The sequence below is a fragment of the Collinsella aerofaciens genome, from assembly GCF_015557435.1.
Classification (GTDB): Bacteria; Actinomycetota; Coriobacteriia; order Coriobacteriales; family Coriobacteriaceae; genus Collinsella; species Collinsella aerofaciens_Z.
Genome location: NZ_JADNOH010000041.1, coordinates 40,549 through 57,713, shown reverse-complemented (window position 1 = coordinate 57,713; position 17,165 = coordinate 40,549). Strand labels below are relative to the sequence as shown.

The 17,165-nt window shown below is 61.5% G+C and carries 17 protein-coding genes; 16 read left to right on the top strand and 1 reads right to left on the bottom strand.

The genetic code is table 11. The features are described 5' to 3' along the window. Positions 1 to 96 precede the first annotated feature (96 nt). Positions 97 to 1,080: a zinc-ribbon domain-containing protein gene (locus I2G43_RS03900; protein WP_195535148.1), complete on the bottom strand. Its 984-nt coding sequence runs from the start codon at positions 1,078 to 1,080 to the stop codon at positions 97 to 99. A gap of 311 nt (positions 1,081 to 1,391) precedes the next feature. Between I2G43_RS03900 and tmk the strand changes: the two genes are divergently transcribed. The 16 genes from tmk to agaV all read left to right on the top strand — a co-directional run bounded on the left by tmk (position 1,392) and on the right by agaV (position 17,157). Beyond that, the gene (gene tmk, locus I2G43_RS03895) at positions 1,392 to 2,075 is read left to right on the top strand and encodes a dTMP kinase (protein ID WP_195535147.1); all 684 of its coding nucleotides are present in this window, start codon (positions 1,392 to 1,394) and stop codon (positions 2,073 to 2,075) included. Between the two features lies 1 nt (position 2,076). Next, positions 2,077 to 3,204 carry an ATP-binding protein gene (locus I2G43_RS03890; protein WP_195535146.1) on the top strand — a complete coding sequence of 376 codons (1,128 nt, stop codon included), beginning with the start codon at positions 2,077 to 2,079 and terminating at the stop codon, positions 3,202 to 3,204. Continuing rightward, on the top strand, positions 3,195 to 4,886 hold the full coding sequence (locus tag I2G43_RS03885) for a PSP1 domain-containing protein (protein WP_195535145.1): 1,692 nt from the start codon (positions 3,195 to 3,197) through the stop codon (positions 4,884 to 4,886). The genes I2G43_RS03890 and I2G43_RS03885 overlap by 10 nt, the downstream gene beginning before the upstream one ends. A 102-nt stretch (positions 4,887 to 4,988) precedes the next feature. Continuing rightward, a complete protein-coding gene (locus tag I2G43_RS03880; protein ID WP_229071544.1) occupies positions 4,989 to 5,795 on the top strand; it encodes a ComF family protein in 807 nt (268 codons plus the stop codon). A gap of 10 nt (positions 5,796 to 5,805) precedes the next feature. Further along, complete coding sequence (locus tag I2G43_RS03875) at positions 5,806 to 6,915, top strand: hypothetical protein (RefSeq protein ID WP_195535144.1); 1,110 nt, start codon at positions 5,806 to 5,808, stop codon at positions 6,913 to 6,915. 751 nt (positions 6,916 to 7,666) lie between these two features. Further along, a complete protein-coding gene (locus I2G43_RS03870; RefSeq protein ID WP_195535143.1) occupies positions 7,667 to 8,674 on the top strand; it encodes a substrate-binding periplasmic protein in 1,008 nt (335 codons plus the stop codon). Positions 8,675 to 8,991: 317 nt separating this feature from the next. Next, positions 8,992 to 9,576, top strand: a complete 585-nt coding sequence (hpf, locus tag I2G43_RS03865) for a ribosome hibernation-promoting factor, HPF/YfiA family (protein WP_035137685.1) — start codon at positions 8,992 to 8,994, stop codon at positions 9,574 to 9,576. Between the two features lie 79 nt (positions 9,577 to 9,655). Then, positions 9,656 to 10,609, top strand: a complete 954-nt coding sequence (locus I2G43_RS03860) for a DegV family protein (RefSeq protein WP_195535142.1) — start codon at positions 9,656 to 9,658, stop codon at positions 10,607 to 10,609. 92 nt (positions 10,610 to 10,701) lie between these two features. After that, a complete protein-coding gene (locus I2G43_RS03855; RefSeq protein ID WP_195535141.1) occupies positions 10,702 to 11,781 on the top strand; it encodes an NAD(P)-dependent oxidoreductase in 1,080 nt (359 codons plus the stop codon). 5 nt (positions 11,782 to 11,786) lie between these two features. Next, positions 11,787 to 12,215 carry a hypothetical protein gene (locus I2G43_RS03850; protein WP_195535140.1) on the top strand — a complete coding sequence of 143 codons (429 nt, stop codon included), beginning with the start codon at positions 11,787 to 11,789 and terminating at the stop codon, positions 12,213 to 12,215. Between the two features lie 12 nt (positions 12,216 to 12,227). Continuing rightward, the gene (locus I2G43_RS03845) at positions 12,228 to 12,926 is read left to right on the top strand and encodes a hypothetical protein (RefSeq protein ID WP_195535139.1); all 699 of its coding nucleotides are present in this window, start codon (positions 12,228 to 12,230) and stop codon (positions 12,924 to 12,926) included. 6 nt (positions 12,927 to 12,932) lie between these two features. Continuing rightward, entirely contained in the window at positions 12,933 to 14,018 is a 1,086-nt protein-coding gene (locus I2G43_RS03840; RefSeq protein ID WP_195535138.1) for an isocitrate/isopropylmalate dehydrogenase family protein, read from the top strand. Between the two features lie 127 nt (positions 14,019 to 14,145). Further along, the gene (locus I2G43_RS03835) at positions 14,146 to 15,237 is read left to right on the top strand and encodes a hypothetical protein (RefSeq protein WP_195535137.1); all 1,092 of its coding nucleotides are present in this window, start codon (positions 14,146 to 14,148) and stop codon (positions 15,235 to 15,237) included. Between the two features lie 676 nt (positions 15,238 to 15,913). After that, positions 15,914 to 16,357, top strand: a complete 444-nt coding sequence (locus I2G43_RS03830; protein ID WP_195535136.1) for a PTS fructose transporter subunit IIA — start codon at positions 15,914 to 15,916, stop codon at positions 16,355 to 16,357. Then, positions 16,357 to 16,638 carry a preprotein translocase subunit YajC gene (gene yajC / locus I2G43_RS03825; RefSeq protein WP_195535135.1) on the top strand — a complete coding sequence of 94 codons (282 nt, stop codon included), beginning with the start codon at positions 16,357 to 16,359 and terminating at the stop codon, positions 16,636 to 16,638. Before I2G43_RS03830 ends, yajC begins: the two co-directional genes overlap by 1 nt. 36 nt (positions 16,639 to 16,674) lie before the next feature. Continuing rightward, complete coding sequence (gene agaV, locus I2G43_RS03820; protein ID WP_117640370.1) at positions 16,675 to 17,157, top strand: PTS N-acetylgalactosamine transporter subunit IIB; 483 nt, start codon at positions 16,675 to 16,677, stop codon at positions 17,155 to 17,157. Positions 17,158 to 17,165: the final 8 nt, after the last annotated feature.

Genomic DNA, 17,165 nt, shown 5'->3' with positions numbered 1-17,165 from the left:
GCAGCAGGGGCTCTCAATGTTTTTATGTCCTGCTCATATCGTCTCTGCCGGCAGTTTAGGAACGTCCCTAACTGCCGGCTCGGGAACGACAAAGCGCTAGTTCACTTCGACGGGCTTGGCGCCGGGATAGCGCTCCTCAAAGTCTAAGCGATACTTATTGTCATTGGTGCCCGCCACGTTGTCGCGTGACAGCGGCGCCACGATCTCATTCTTGTGGTCCGCAGGCTTGGCGTATTTCAGGCTGATCTCCCAGGCATCACAGATTGCGTCAATGCGGTGATCCAGGTCGTCGTACAGGGCGATGATGTCCTTCCAGGAGCTGTAGTTCTTGGAGCTCGTCGGGACGTCTAGGTCCTCGACGATGTCGTAATACTGCTCGATGGTGTCCTCCGTGCGCTCGGCGACGTCGGCGAGATTTTGACGGGTGGTTCGATCCTCTTCCAGATAGCTGCCGTTGAAGTTCTGCGCGCAGCCACGGACGTAGTTGTCGAGATCTTCGAGCAAGTCGTAGTATTCGCTCAGTCGGCGGTAGAGGTTCTGCTCGGAGAGCGTTGCTTCGCCGCCATCCTCGTCGTCATCGTCATCATCGTCGTACAGGCTGTTGGGATCGCCGAGAGGCTTTAGGTCATCGTCGTCGACGTCATGGTGCAGCTTAGCTACCTCGGCAGTCGTCTGCGTGGCGGCGTTGTCGAAAGGCTTGATCACAAAGAAAACGACCAGGGCGATGATGATTGCCACCAGCACAACGATAACGGCGATAAGCGGCCCGGTGCCGCTCTTTTTGGGGGCGGGGGTCTGTGGCGAAGCGGGCGCGTATGCGGGAGCCGGCTCCTGTTGGGACGAGCCGCTCGCGACGGGTATGCGCTGCGTGGTCTCGACGGCCGCGGGGCCTGCGGCGGGGTCGGGGCGATAGGCGAGGGGGTCGTCCGCCTTGGCTTGCGGCGTATCGAGGGAACCGGTCTGCTCGAAAGCGGGCTGGCTATCGCTCGCGGCTGTTTGCTCAACGGGTGCACCGCACGAGGTGCAGAACTTGGCATTATCTGCAAGAAGCTTGCCGCACGAGGCGCAATACCGAGACATTGCCACTCCTTTCGCCACATTTCAATGCAATACGACGATTATACCCAGCGTCCAAAATTCTCCATCATAAGTTGCGGTGAAATAGGGACTGTTTGGCGGTCTCAGAGCTTCAATCAGTCCCTATTTCACCGCAACTTCGGGGATGCCTCGATGGCTAGGTTGTGGGGGTCATTGGGGACGTTCTTAAACGACTAGTCATTCAAGAACGTCCCCAATGACTAGGTGGGGTTTGGGACGCGCCTGCCCCTGGGGTATCATGGCTTGGTTGCTATAACTCGCATTTACGCGCCTTGTAGGAAGGGGCTGCGCCCATGGCTTTTGAGCCCGCTCAACATAGCTTCATTACGCTCGAGGGTGTCGATGGCGCCGGTAAATCTACGCAGGCGCGCCTGCTTGCCCGTGCGCTCGACCTTGCCGGCTACCAGGTTGTGACCCTGCGCGAGCCGGGCGGTACCGCCATCAGCGAAAAGATCCGTGCTCTGCTGCTCGACTCCGCCAATACGGCGATGGGCGACACCTGCGAGTTGTTGCTCTACGAGGCCGCGCGCGCCCAGTTGGTGCACGAGGTCATCGCGCCTGCCCTTGCTGCCGGCAAGGTGGTCCTGTGCGACCGCTTCTACGATTCCACAACTTGCTATCAGGCGTTTGCCGATGGCCTCGATCGCCAGATAGTGCGCGATGCCAACAACCTGGCCGTCGCGGGGACGCACCCGGCGCTCACGCTCGTCTATCACATCACGCCCGAGCAGGCGGCGCTGCGCATGGCAGCCCGTGGCGCGGCAGATCGCATGGAGGCTAAGGGCATGGCCTTCCAAGAGCGTGTCTACCAGGGATTTTGCGCCATCGCCGCCGAGGAACCAAACCGCGTAAAGCTCATCGACGCGACCGCGTCCATCGAGGACGTCTTCGCGCGGACGGTCGAGCAGGTTCGCGTCTACGGCCTCGACATTTCCCAGGACGCCGTCACCGCCGCGCTTGCCCAGGAGGCCGAGTAACATGGCCCCCGCTCAGACAAGCCTGCTGGCCAAGCTTGACACCCAAGAGCGCGTGCGCGACTTTTTGACCAATGCCGTCGCCAGCGGTCGCGCATCGCACGCCTACCTGTTTTTGGGCGCGCCCGGCGCGGGCAAGCTCGACGCCGCGTGGGCGCTCGCCCAAGCCTTCCTGTGCGAGCAGGATGGCTGCGGCTCATGCGATAGCTGCGTGCGCGTCGCCCGCCATACGCACCCCGACGTGCACTATTACACGCCCGAGAGCGCCACGGGCTACCTCATCGCCCAGACCCGCGAGCTGCTCGATGACGTGCCTCTGGCGCCCATCCGTGCCAAGGCCAAGGTCTACATCATCGACCGTGCCGAGCAACTGCGCGCCAACACCGCCAACGCGCTGCTCAAGACACTCGAGGAGCCGCCCGAGGGCGTTATGTTCATCCTGCTGGGCACCTCGGCAGACGTGATGTTGCCCACCATCGTGAGCCGCTGCCAGTGCGTGCCGTTTCGGCTGGTATCGCCCGCCGTCGCCGCGCAGGCCGTGAGCCGCGCCACCGGTCAGGACCCTGCGCGTTGCCGCATGGCCGTCGCCGTGGCGGGAAGCCCCACGCGTGGCATCGAGTTCCTCAAGAGCGCCGAGCGCCAGGACGCCCGCCGTCAGATGGTTCGCGCCATCGATTCGCTTATCGCCGCCGACGAGGCCGACGTGCTCAGCCGCGCCAAGTCACTCATCGTCGCCGTTAAGGCGCCGCTCGCCGAGGTCAAGTCCACACAGGAAAAGGTGCTCGAGCAAAACGCCGACTACCTGTCGCGTGGAGCATTGAAGCAGCTTGAGGACCGCAACAAGCGCGAACTCAACGCGCGCGAGCGTTCGGGTATCATGGAAGCGCTGGCGAGCGCGCGGACGCTCATGCGCGACGTGCTGCTGACGCTTCAGGACGAGGCAGCCGACGTGGTGAACGAAGACGTGCGCGACGCGATCGGTCGGCTTGCCGCCGCGACCAATGTTGCGGGTGCCACGCGGGCGCTCGAGGCAGTCGCGACCGCCGAGCGCAACATCGCCAGAAACGTTACTCCCCAGCTGGCCATCGAGGTCATGCTGTTCGATATCAGGAAGGCACTGAAATGCCGTTAGTCGTACCCGTTAAGTTTACCTACGCCTCGCGCGACCTGTGGTTCGACCCGCAGGATCTGGATATCCTCGAGGCAGACTACGCTATCTGCTCCACCGAGCGCGGAACCGAGATCGGCCTGGTTACGGCCGATCCCTTCGAGGTGCCGCAGGACGAGATCGGTCAGCCGCTCAAGCCCGTGCTGCGCGTGGCGAGCGACATCGACCTGCAGCTTGCCGATGATCTGGCCATCCAAGGCGACGAGGCCATGGTCGATTTTCGTCGCCTGGTCAAGGAGCTCGACCTCGAGATGAAGCCGGTCGGCGTCGAGTACCTGTTTGGCGGCGAGAAGGCCGTGTTCTACTTTGCGGCCGAGGAGCGCGTCGATTTTCGTCAGCTCGTCAAGGACCTGTCCTCGACGCTGCACATTCGCGTCGACATGCGCCAGATCGGCGTGCGCGACGAGACCCGCCTGGTGGGCGGCTATGCCCAATGCGGACAGGAGCTCTGCTGCACGCGCTTTGGCGGACAGTTTGAGCCCGTCTCGATTCGCATGGCAAAAGAGCAGGACCTACCGCTCAACTCGTCCAAGATCAGCGGCGTATGCGGCCGCCTGATGTGCTGCCTGCGCTATGAGTTCGAGGCGTACAAGGACTTTAAGAGCCGTGCGCCCAAAAAGAAGACGCTCATCGATACGCCGCTTGGCAAGGCGCGTATTCAGGAGTATGACACGCCGCGTGAGCAGCTGGTGCTGCGCCTGGAGAACGGTAAAGTCTTTAAGGTCAACCTGGCCGATATGACGTGCTCGGAGGGCTGCAAAAAGAAGGCCGCCGAGCAGGGCTGCAGCTGCCGCCCCGACTGCGTGACGCGCGACGTGCTCGAGCGCATCGAGTCGCCCGAGATGCGCCTGGCGCTCATGGAGCTCGACCGCGAGAACGGCGTCGATGTGGGCGATGGCCTGTCGAGTGCCGACCGTCTGGCCGGCACGTCGATGCCCAAGCGCCGTCGTCGCGATGCTGAATCCGATGCTCGCGCCGGTCAGGGTCAGGGCGAGGGCCGTGGCCGCGGAAAGGGCCGCGGTAAGGCCGAGACACCCGAGGCCGAGGGGGCGGCCGATGGCCGTCGCCGTCGCAAGCGCGCGGGCTCGGGCGATGCTACCGAGGTTGCAGCCGCGGGCAAGAACGCCTCTCGCGAGCGCGAGGTTCAGCAGCCCCAGCAGCAGAATCGCGGCGGCGGCATGAACCCCACACGTCGCCGCCGCCGTCATCTGTCGAGCGAGGAGCGCGAGGACGCCTTCCGCGCCGCAGCTGCTCGCGAGGCCGGTGCCGCTTCCAAGGGCGCCTCGGCCTCCGATGCGCCTGTCGACAAGGGCGGCAAGCCACGTGGCGAGGAGGAGCGCGCGCCGCGTCCGCGCCGTCGCCATTCCTCGGGCGCGCAGCAGAAGCCCTCAGTGCCCTCCGTGGCCGATCAGGTCTCGGATGGCGAGGTCAAGGTCACGCGCCGTCGTCCCGGAGATGGCGGGGGAGCGGCTGCCAAGGCTTCGCATGGCGCCGCTCGTGACGAGCGCGAGCCGCGCGGTGGCGAGGGCTCGGCCGACCAGGGTCAAAAGCGCCGTCGCCGTCGTCGTTCCCGCAAGCCGCGCCAGGATGGTGGCGAGGGCTCGACCCCGTCTTCGTCCGCACCACAACCGCCCGCCGGCGAATAACGCCCGCGAGCGGATTTAACCCGCCTTGCCCCGAGCGCATCGGGGTATCATAGCGCCGAATCAACAACCCTCCCTGCGATCGAGCGTAGGGAGGGTTGTGTCTTGAAGAGCCATCTGAACATATTGAGCCGTCTGCAGAGTGCCGGTGCCCTACCGTTTGCGGACGAATTGCTACCGTTTGCCGAGCGCGCGACGTACGAGGCGCTCGAGGCATTGTCGCCAACACGATGTGCCGGCTGCGAACGCGCCGATGCGCTTATTTGCCAAGACTGCCTGGCCGCGCTCACGCTCATCGACCCACGTCATAGCTGTACCCGATGCGGCGCCCCGTTTGGGGATTTGCTGTGCACTGAGTGTTCGGTCGAGGGCACGTCCTCGGCAATGGCGGAGGCGCTCGACCGCTGCCTGGCGTGCGCCGTCTATGCGCATCCGCTGCCGCGCATCATTAAAGCGTACAAGGATGCGGGCGAGCGACGTCTGGCTCCGTATCTGGCGGAGCTGCTCTACGACACCGCCCTGCATGCCCAGGTCGTAGCGCCCGATCGCTACGGAGGCGTGCTGTCCGGTGCGGATGCGGTGGTGTTTGTGCCTGCGACGGCGGCAGCGTTTCGGCGGCGTGGTTTTGATCATATGGAGGCTATTGCGCGCCCATTTTGCGAGCTGTCGGGTGTTCCTCTGCTCGATGCTCTCGTCAAGTACGGGCATGGCGACCAGCGCGAACTCGGTCGTGAGGAGCGCCGCGAGCGTGCCCAAGGCATGTACGAGACGGTTGAGGACGTGCACGGCCGCCACCTGCTGCTTATCGATGACGTTATCACCACGGGTGCGACGATGGCAGCGGCTTCGGCGGAACTCAAGCGCGCCGGTGCCACGGCCGTTGATGGCCTCGCTATCGCACGCGTTTGGTAGGGGTGGTTTTGTGGCAGTAAAGATTGAGCGGCGCAACGAGCCGACAGGCGAACAGCTAGCGGCTTCCATAATTCTGACCGGCGCCTCGGCGCTGCGCATGATGCGCGCCGAGCGCCGGCAGATGGGCTATATCAGCTGGAAGGACCTTAATCCCGATGAAGAGCGCCGTGTGCTGCGCACATCGTCGCCCTCGACCGAGGACATCTATCTTCCCGATTTGGTGCGGATTGGGGCCGCAAGCGGCGAGGTGCAAGAGGATTTGTGCTTGCTGGTAGGGTCTGCAGCGCAGCGCCGCCGTATTCTTGGCGTGAGCTGGTCCGTATGCTCCGAGTTGCCCGCCGGCTCGATTCTAGAGGTGGAACCGGGGGTGTACAGTCTATCTCCCGAGGCCCTTTGCGTAGCCGTCGCGCGCGAGGTCGGCTGCATCCAGGCATTTGCCCTGGCCCAGGAGCTGTGTTCTAAGATTTCACTGAGTGACCGCGGGAAGTATCTGCCTCCCTACACCTCGCCTGTCGTGAACAAATTGGCAAAGGACAAAGACCAGCCGCCAGATGTCGGTTACTTTGAGGTCGAGTCCGTGCTGACACCCGATTGCCTGGTAGATTACCTCGCGGCATGCAAGGGGAGCGCGGCCAAGCAGCTGCGGCGGCTGTGTCCCTATCTGTCGGAAAACCTGCGTTCACCCATGGAGTGCATCATGCTTGCCATGTTTTCGCTTCCGTTTTCCTATGGCGGATTTGCCTGTGGTCCCTTTAAGACCGACTACAAGATCGAGTTCAACGACCGTGCACAGGCGATCTCGGGGATGCCGCATGCGGTTTGCGATGCCTTTCAGGAAGCAGCCCGGTTTGACTTGGAATACAACGGTGAGCTGGGCCATTCCTCTCGGAGGGGACGTATCCATGATGAAAAGCGCAACACGGGCTTGATTACTATGGGAATCGAGGTCGCGACGGTCAACAACGAAATGCTCTGTGACATGGAAGCGATGGAAGCACTCGCATGGCGCATCCACCAGCGTATGGGTAAGCGATATCAGAATCGCGTAGAGGCTCGTCGAAAGAGGCAAGATGCTCTGCTGAATACGCTCCGAGCGTGCTTTGGGCTCAAACCAGCGTAAAACTATGGCTTTATAGGGGGTCTGTTTATATGCTCTGTGCAAAAAACGGCAAATATGAGTACTGTTACTAGATTAGTGACAGCAAAAACAAAGAAACTTGGGCCGATAATCTGGATTCAGCGAAGAGATAATAAACGAATGTGGAATATCTTGGCGCCAAGCAGGCTGTGCGGAACTCAAAAAGGGCTCGTGAGGCGGTAATACGCTGCTACTAAATTGGTAACAGTACTCATATTTGCCGTTTTTTGCACACGGCACCCTGAGACGGGTGCCCCGGAGCTCCCCGTAGGGAAGCTCCGGGCTTCATAGGGGCACGAATGGTCCGCTCCGACCCGCAAAATCTGTACTCGCGATGCGAATGACGCCCCTAACCTTAAACTTTAGCTTGAACTTAGCTATAATGCGCTTCGTTCCTACCAGGCTGTGGTTGCGGACGGACGAAATGCCCGTCCTAGTCCAAGACAGACGCGGTCAAAGGGATCCACGTAAGCGACCGCGTGCGCGCGGCGCGATCATGGCGCGTCCTAGATGTAAGCCGCACCGTCCGTTCTACTTTCTTTGGGGCAATACCGCCTCGCGGGCGAGCGGGCCAGTCGTGAAGGTGGCTGCGGCCTCCCGAGCAAACACCCCGGTGCGCAAGTGTGGGGTCAAATACCAGGTCAGCTGGTGGGAACAACCTGATATTCCGCGCAACGCACGGATCGTATACGACACAGAAGGCAGGGTAGTGGACATGGTGAGGGGCAGCTTGATGCACGCGGCTCGGTTAGGTGCTGGGACCGCAGCGGTCATCGCCGTTTTGGGCCTGAGCGGATGCGCGTTCAACCCGCTGTCTACGTTCACGACTCCCACGATCGACCAGATCGAGTACGAGACCGTCACGCCGGCGGTGTCGGACGATGCCCTGGTCACTCCCGGAACCCTGACGGTCGCCCTCGATACTTCCGATGCGCCGCAGGCCATGCAGGACGCCGACGGCGAGCTCACGGGGTATGCGGTTGACGCCGCCCGCGCTCTCGCAAGCCGCATGGGCCTTAAGGTCGCCTTTGTCGATGCGTCCTCGGTAGGTTCCGTGCTCGGCGACAAAAAGGCCGATATCTTTATCGGCGAGATTAACTCCACGGACGGGGACATTAGCTCGCTCGGCACCTGCCTGTACGATGCCACTTCCGTGTTCGGTAAAACTAGCGATGGTGGGTCGCTAAGCGTTTCCACCGATACTCTTAACGCGTCTACTCTGGGTGTCCAAATGTCCTCGGCCTCGCAGGAGGCGCTTGCTAAGCAGAGCATCACCGCCAACCAAAAGACCTACTCCAACATCAACGAGTGCTTTGAGGCGCTCGAGTCCGGCGAGGTCGACTATGTGATCTGCGACTCCACGGCCGGCGGCTACCTTGCACGCCTGATGAGCGAGGTCTCCTATGTCGGTGCGCTCGAGGCGCCCTCGACGCTTGGTGTTGCGGGCGCCTCGTCCAATGACGAACTGTGCCGTGCCGTGAGCGATGCCCTCGACGGTATTACGGCCGACGGCACGCTCGAGGCGGTCCACTCTGTCTGGTATGGCACGATGCCCTACGACCTCACCACTAAGACGGTTTCGGGCGCTAACGTGCAGCCGGGTGACTCTGAGTCCAGTGAGACCATGTCCTCCGGCAGCGAGTCCTCCGATTCCAACAATGAGACCGCATCCTCCGAGGACAACTCGTCCAGCCAGGAAGGCACCATCACCGACGACGACATTAACAAACTCAATAGCTAGTTATTGCTAGGGGTGGTGTCTCCTATACGTTGGAAAGGACATCTCTTCACGGTTTCAACACGCACTGCCGGGCTTCCCCGATGGGGGAGCCCGGCTTTTTCATCCCAATAAAACTAGCAGGTCAAAGCCAATTTTCGGGACCAAATACAAAGCCGCCGGCCCCCTCCTATAGCGCACTTTGCCACAGAAAAGTGCGAGACTTCGGTATGCGGTATCAAGCAATCGTTATTCGGGTCTTTAGGAATCCGCGTGATTAAATGCACGGCAATGGGTACATAGCCAGTACAGTAAGTCCCCGAGGCAGATTGGAGCCACGTATGGATATCAAGGTTTCTGGACGCAAGACGACGGTAACCGATGCTCTGCGTGCGCATGTGGATGAGAAGATCGGCGAGGCGCTCAAGGTTTTCGATATCGAGCCCATGACGGTCGACGTTGTACTTCGCTATGAGAAGAACCCCTCGAACCCCAACCCGGCAATCGTCGAGGTTACGGTTCGTGCTCGCGGTTCGGTGATTCGCGTTGCCGAGCACGGTGCAGATATGTACGCCGCCATCGACCTCTCCGCCGATAAGGTCACCCGCCAGCTGCGCAAGTTCAAGACCAAGGTCGTGGACAACCGCCAGGGCGGTGCCAGCGCAGCGGATGTCGCACCGGTCGAGCGCGTCGAGGATCTGGCCGACCTGCTGCTGCCCGAGGAAGAGGACGACCTGCTCGTCCGCGAGAAGGTCATCGACGTCACCCCGATGACTGAGGAGCAGGCGCTGGTGCAGACCGATCTGCTCGGCCACGACTTCTACGTGTTCGAGAACGCGACGACTGGCCTCATCAATGTGGTGTATCACCGTAAGAATGGTGGATATGGCATCATCAAGCCCCGCATCGAAACACTTGACGAGTAAAATACGTTAACTTGCATGAGTTAACGGTTGGCGGCCATCCCATGCGGGTGGCCGCCTTTTTACGTAAGGAGTCGCTTTGATGGACAAGGCCGCATCCGCCGGTCATTCGGACCGTTGCCGCATCGTCGTCGATACCTGCTGCGACTTTAGCCCCGAGGTCGCCGCGAACCTCGATGTCGATATCCTGGGTTTCCCCTTCATTATCGATGGCGAAGAGCGCACGGACGACATCTGGTCGAGCATCACACCCAAGGAGTTCTACGACCGGATGCGCGCCGGTGCCCGCGTGTCCACCTCGGCTGTGTCGCTCGGTCGCTATATCGAGTTCTTTACCGAGTGCGCCAAAGAGGGCACGCCCACGGTCTACCTGTGCTTTACCTCGGCGCTGTCGTCGAGCTACAACTCCGCGTGCCAGGCGGCGGACGCCGTGCGCGCCGAGTATCCCGATTTTGAGCTCTACGTGGTCGACAACGCTCTGCCCTGCGCGACCGGCGCGCTCTTGGCGCTCGAGGCCGTGCGCCAGCGTTCGGCGGGACTGACCGCCAAGCAGCTGGTCGATTGGGCAAACGAGGCCAAGACCTATGTCCACGGCTACTTTACGCTCGAGAGCTTTGACGCGCTGGCTGCCGGCGGCCGCATTCCGCCCGCGGCGGCGCAGCTCACGGCAAAGCTCGATGTCAAGCCCGAGCTCTCCTACGACCTTGCCGGCTCGCTGTCGCTGATCGGTGTCAACCGCGGCCGCAAGAAGGCGCTCAAGTCCATCCTCAAGTCGTTCCGCGAGAACTACGTGCCCGATCGCACCATGCCCATCGCCATCATGACGGCCGACGCCGAGAAGGACGGTGACTGGCTCGAGGCCGCCATCCGCAAGGAGGAAGGCTGCGCCGACATCACCATCATCCGCAGCTCCGTGGGCCCCACCATCGGTTCGCACGTGGGCCCCGGCATGGTGGCTTGCGCGTTTTGGGGCAAGAACCGCGCCGAGAAGGCCTCGCTTTCCGATCGCATCGCGCGCCGTGTGCGTGGCGAGTAGGCAGGCGCTACGACCACAGGCGCCCCGCAGTTCAAGCGCTGGCGCCGAGTATTCAACCTGGTAACAACACCCAACCCAAAAGGAAAGGTTTCATGGCAAACAAGCTCTCCGTCGCATTCATCGGCACCGGAATCATGGGTGCCCCCATCGCCGGCCACATCCTGGACGCCGGCTATCCCGTCACGGTCAACAACCGCACCAAGTCCAAGGCCGCTGCACTCGTCGAGCGCGGCGCCGTCTGGGCCGAGACGCCGGCCGAGGCCGCGGCAAACGCCGATGTCGTCTTTACCATGGTGGGCTATCCCTCCGAAGTCGAGGAGCTCTACCTGGCGGGCGACGGTCTGCTGGCCTGCACCAAGCCCGGTGCGGTCCTGATCGATCTCACCACGAGCTCGCCCGAGCTCGCCCGCGACATTGCCGAGGCCGCCCAGGTCTCCGGCCGCATGGCGTTTGACTGCCCCGTCACCGGCGGCGAGTCGGGTGCGATCGCCGGCACGCTCACGGCTATCGTTGGCGCCACCGAGAACGACATCGCCCCGGTCCGCGACATCCTGGCCACCTTCGCGGCCAACATCTGCTGCTTCGATGGTGCCGGCAAGGGCCAGGCAGCCAAGCTCGCCAACCAGGTGTCGCTGGGCGCCTGCATGGTCGGCATGGCCGATGCCATGGCATTTGCCGAGCTCAACGGCCTGGATCTGGAGAAGACCCGCGAGATGATCCTGGGCGGTACCGGCAAGTCCGGCGCCATGGAGAGCCTCGCTCCCAAGGCGCTCGACGGCGACTACAAGCCCGGCTTTATGGTTGAGCACTTCATTAAGGACCTGCGCCTGGCACTCGCTTACGCCGACGACCGCGAGCTCGCGCTGCCCGGCGCCGACGTGGCCTTTACGCTCTACGACATGCTCGACGCCATCGGTGGCGCCAAGCTGGGCACCCAGGCCATCACGGTGCTCTACAAGGAGGAGGCCGACGCCATTGCCGCCGGTCTGGACTGGTCGCAGTATCGCCCCGAGGAGCACGGTGCCCACGAGGACGGCTGCGGTTGCGGTGAACACGGCGACGACCACGAGTGCGGCTGCGGCCACCACCACGGCGAGGACCACGAGTGCTGCGGCGGTCACGGCCACGATGACGGCCATGAGTGCTGCTGCGGCCATCATCACGAGGAGTAGCGCCCATGAGCTGGACGTTCGTGGTGCTCGCGCTGGTGCTCTTTATCTTTGCGATCTACATTGGCTTTTTGTGCGGCCAGTGGGCTTGCGAAAAGCGCGTGATCACCAAGCGCGACTACTGGATCGCCAACTTTGCGGGTGCGGCGGCAGTCATCCTGCTGACCTGGGTGTTCTCGCTGTTCCCGCTGGTGCAGTTTGCGCCGATCGGCTGGCTCGGCGGTTTTATCGCCGGCCTTAAGATGAGCTTTGGCGAGTCCGTTGGCCCGTGGCGCAAACATGACGAGGTCTTTAACGTCAACAAAGCTCACCGCGCCGCCGCCGATGCGGGCGACGCCGAGGAGCGCCGCCGCGCGCGTCGCAACGGCGCTGCCGACCGACAGCTTATCTCGGTCACCGATGACAGCAAGGGTGCTGGCAAGCACGCTAAGAAATAAGAAGAGGTAACTATGGCAGAAAACAAAGACGAACAGCTCACCGACGAGGAGCTGGCACAGCTTCAGCTGGCAGAGGAGAACGAGAACGCCGTCGACCGTCTGGTTCAGGAGCTCGGCTGTCCCACGCGCCGCATCCGCCAGTTTGCCGCCCGCGTGCTGCACCTGCTGGCCGAGCGCGACCCGCAGCGCGTCGTGCCCTGCGTGCCCGCGTTGATTGAGGCGCTCGACCGCCCCGAGGCTCAGACCCGCTGGGAGGCCCTCGATGCCCTGGCGGCGCTCGCTACCACCTGCCCCGAGCAGATGGGCGATGCCTTTGAGGGCGCCGAGACCGCGCTGTTCGACGAGCTTTCCTCCACGCTGCGCTACGCCGCCTTCCGCCTGCTGTGCGTGTGGGGCGCCACGAGCGTCGAGCGCTCGCGCGAGGCCTGGCCGATCCTGGACGAGGCCATCCAGTGTTACCACGGTGACCTCGAGTATCGCGACATGCTCGGTTGCCTGTACGAGTTTGGCCAGGGCGAGATCGACGCCGAGGTTGCCGAGAAGCTCGCGCTGCGCCTTAAGTTCGATGCCGAGAACGGCAAGGGCAGCTATCTCAAGGCCCGCTCGAGCGAGATTTGCGAAATGCTTGTTAAACGTTTTGGCCTGGATCTCTCCAAAAAGAAGAAGCGTGCTAGCGTTAAAAAATCTGACGACGCCGAAGACGAGGAGTAACAGATTATGGCGCACGATGTAGTCCTGATTCCCGGTGACGGTATCGGTCCCGAGATCACCCAGGCCATGCGCCGCGTGGTCGAGGCCACCGGTGTCCAGATCAACTGGAACGTCCAGGAGGCCGGTGCCGGCGTCATGGACGAGTTTGGCACGCCGCTGCCCCAGCACGTGCTCGACGCGGTCGCCGAGACCAAAGTTGCCATCAAGGGCCCCATCACCACGCCGGTCGGCACGGGCTTCCGCAGCGTCAACGTTGCCCTGCGCAAGCATTTTGACCTGTACGCCTGCGTGCGCCCCTGCCTGTCGCAGCCGGGCGACGGTTCTCGTTTCCGCGACGTCGACCTGGTCATCGTGCGCGAGAACACCGAGGACCTCTACGCCGGCATCGAGTTCGACGAGGGCGCTGCCGAGGTCGAGGAGCTCTCGCAGCTCGTCGAGCGCTCGGGCCAGAAGACCTTTGCCGCCGATTCCGCCATCTCGATCAAGCCCATCTCCATCGCCAAGAGCCGCCGCATTGTGGAGTATGCCTTTGAGTACGCCCGCCGCTGCGGTCGTAAAAAGGTGACGGCCGTGCATAAGGCCAACATCATGAAGGCGACCGATGGCCTGTTCCTGCGCGTTGCGTGCGAGGTGGCCGCCAACTATCCCGATATCGAGTTCAACGACAAGATCGTCGACGCCACCTGCATGGGCCTGGTCCAGAACCCCAACGACTTCGACGTCCTGGTACTGCCCAACCTGTACGGCGACATCGTCAGCGACCTGTGCGCCGGCCTGGTGGGCGGCCTTGGCATGGCTCCCGGCTCCAATATCGGTGCCGACTGCGCCATCTTCGAGGCCACGCACGGCTCCGCGCCCGATATCGCCGGCCAGGATATCGCCAACCCCACGGCGGAGGTTCTGTCCGCTGCCATGATGCTCGATCACCTGGGCGAGAACGATGCGGCCAATCGCATTCGCGCTGCCGTCTCCGCCACGCTCGACGAGGGCAAGCAGGTCACCGGTGACGTTCGCCGCGCCCAGACCGGCTCCGTTGAGGGCGCCGTGGGCACGCAGGCCTTCGCCGATGCCGTTATCGCGCATCTTGCCTAAAGCAAATGGCCCGCAAACGCCTAAATAGTACTTAAGTGTTTGCGTTTAACCTAAGAATCAATACGCCCGGCGCTCCGTCGGGCGTATTCTATTGAGGACTATGTTTCCCAACAAGGAGTAACTGACTATGGGTCTGATTCAAAAGAAGGACGAGAAGGACGAGATCGACGGCATCCAGATCATCGAGCGCGGCGAAGGCCCCGACGGTGACGAGGAGGAGAAGATCGACCTGGTCGCCGGTACGTCTGCCGAGCATATTGCCGCCGGTACGACCGCCGAGGAAGAGGATGCCCGCCTGGAGGCTCAGATCGCCGCGGACGCCGCCGACGAGAATCTGATGCCCGAGGAGCAGGATGAGGACGACGACGCCGACTCCGACGAGGACGACCACGCCTCCAAGCACAAGAAGACGATGATCGCCGCCTTTGTGATCGCCATCGTGGTTGCCGCCGTGGTCGGCTTCTTTATCGGCAACGGTGGTTTTGGCGGCAAGGGCGTTGGCTCGGCAACCCTCGCCGAGGACCAGCTCGATTCGACCGTAGCGAGCTACAGCTACAACGGCAAGAAGAGCGACATCACCGCACGCGAGGCCATCGAGAGCCAGTACAGCCTCGACACCGTCAAGGATGACGACGGCAACTACACCGCTCCGTCTGCCGACGTTATCCTTTCCTACGTGCGCAATCAGATCCTGCTGGACGCTGCCGAGGACGAGGGCATTACCGTCTCCTCCAAGGAGATGAAGCAGTACGCCGAGGATTCCATCGGCACCTCCGACTACAAGACAATGGCCACGCAGTATGGTGTGTCCAAGGACCAGGCCAAGCAGATTGTCCGTCAGTCCGCGACGCTGCAGAAGCTCTACAAGAAGAAAGTAGGCGACACCTCTGCAAGCATGCCGACCGCTCCGACTGAGCCTGCCGACGGCAACGAGGAGACCGCGAGCAAGGATTACGCCGACTACATCATCAACCTTGCCGGCGACGAGTGGGATAGCTCGAAGGGCACCTGGAAGGACGAGGACAGCACCTACGCCAAGGCCTTCGCCGACGACGCCTTTACCGCCGATAGCGCCACCTACAAGCAGGCCATGACCGCCTACTACACCGCCTATCAGCAGTACTCTTCGCAGGCCTCGAGCGCCAGCTCCAAGTGGACCGAGTACGCTAACGGCCTGTATGCCAAGGCCAACATCAGCATCTACGGCCTGTTTGCGTAAAGATTGCCCGAGCTACCGAGCGCGTAGCCGATATATCTGATTGAGCCCGCTAGAACGGATCGTTCTGGCGGGCTTTTTGCGTCGAGAGGGTGGGGCGGAATAGGCGCTACCTGATGAATTTGTCCCCGTCGAGGCCGGTAGGGAAGAGTTCGTGATCGCGCAAGCATTCCATTGTGTCTCCCCATTTCATCTGGGAAAACGGCTGTAAACGATTGCAATTCTCCGGTGAACGGTCGAAAACTACCGTTCACCGATAATTTCGAAACTGGTTCAAACTGGTATTAAGTCAAAAAGACCAATTCAAAAATCTTCATAATGACCTGCAATTTTTCTACACGCCATTTTTAGCCGCCCTGCGTTGTTTAGACGCAGTGTGAGACCCGATCTTTCGCCCAATCATTTCGAAACGGTTTCAAAACCGCAGGTAGAAGTGTTAATGAGCGGTAAACGGTCGATTTATCGCCGTGAGCGGTGCAAAAACGTTTTACTGTATGAATCAACGAAAGCGACCTCTTCTGTGGTGATATAGTGACAACAACACGTCACGTGGTTACTACCAGTTGAGAGACCACTGGTCTTCAAAGAACGCTTTTCAAGAAGCTTTAAGGGCATCCGCCCGCTGGCTTCCGAAAACCATCGAACTCAGATCGCACACACCTTCGGAAGGGAAATTTGAATGGTTGGCTTTATTCTTACCGGTCATGGACAGTTCGCACCCGGCCTTGCGAGCGCTATCGCTATGGTCGCTGGCGACCAGCCCGCTTTTACCGTCGTTCCTTTCGAGGGCGATCAGGCTGCCTCCTACGGTGAGGATCTTCGCGCCGCCATTACCGCTATGCGTGAGGAGTGCGATGGCGTGCTCGTCTTTACCGACCTGCTCGGTGGCACCCCCTTCAATCAGTCGATGATGATTGCCCAGGATGTCGACAACGTCGAGGTTCTGACCGGCACCAACCTTCCCATGGTTATTGAGCTTCTGTTCCTCCGCGGCAATGCCACGCTCGCCGAGCTTGGCGAGCAGGCCGTGACCGTTGGCCAGACGGGCATCACCGCCCAGACGGTCGCCTCCGTCGCTGGTGCCGAGGAAGAGGATATCTTCGGCGACGAGGACGGCATCTAATGGCCGATTTCGGAGCCAGCGTTCTAAGCTCCTCGGTCGCTCTTTTGGGTCTGCTCGTCATCATGGGTGTGATTTACACCATCTGGTCTCAGATCAACATGAAGAAGAAGCAGAAGTACTTCAAAGAGCTTCACACCGAGCTCAAGCCGGGTCAGGAGGTCCTTTTCGCCGGCGGTATCTACGGAACCGTCAAGGGCATCGAAGGCGATAAGGTCCAAATCAAAGTTCGATCCGGTGCCGTCGTAGATGTCTCGCGTTACGCGATTCAGGAGATCAAGTAACTGTCGTCAGCAATCAACGAAAGGAAGCTGATCAACATGGCAGAACCCAACATTCTTCTTACCCGCATCGATAACCGACTGGTTCATGGTCAGGTTGCCACCCAGTGGAACTCCACCCTGGGCTCCAACCTCATCCTCGTCGCCAACGACGACGTGTCGACCAACACCATGCGCCAGAACCTCATGAAGATGGCCGCTCCCACCGGCGTCGCTACGCGTTTCTTCTCTCTGCAGAAGACCATCGACGTCATTGGCAAGGCGAGCCCGCGCCAGAAGATCTTCATCGTGGCCGAAACACCGGAAGACGTGCTTACGCTCGTCAAGGGCGGTGTGCCTATAAAGAAGGTAAACATCGGCAACATGCACATGTCGGAAGGAAAGCGCCAAGTCGCCACCTCCGTCGCAGTTAACGACGAGGATGTCGCTGCGTTTAAAGAGCTGCAGGAATTGGGGGTGGAGTTGGAGATCAGGCGCGTACCTAGCACGCCTGTTGAGGACACGAGCAAGCTCTTCTCGTAATCCTCGTA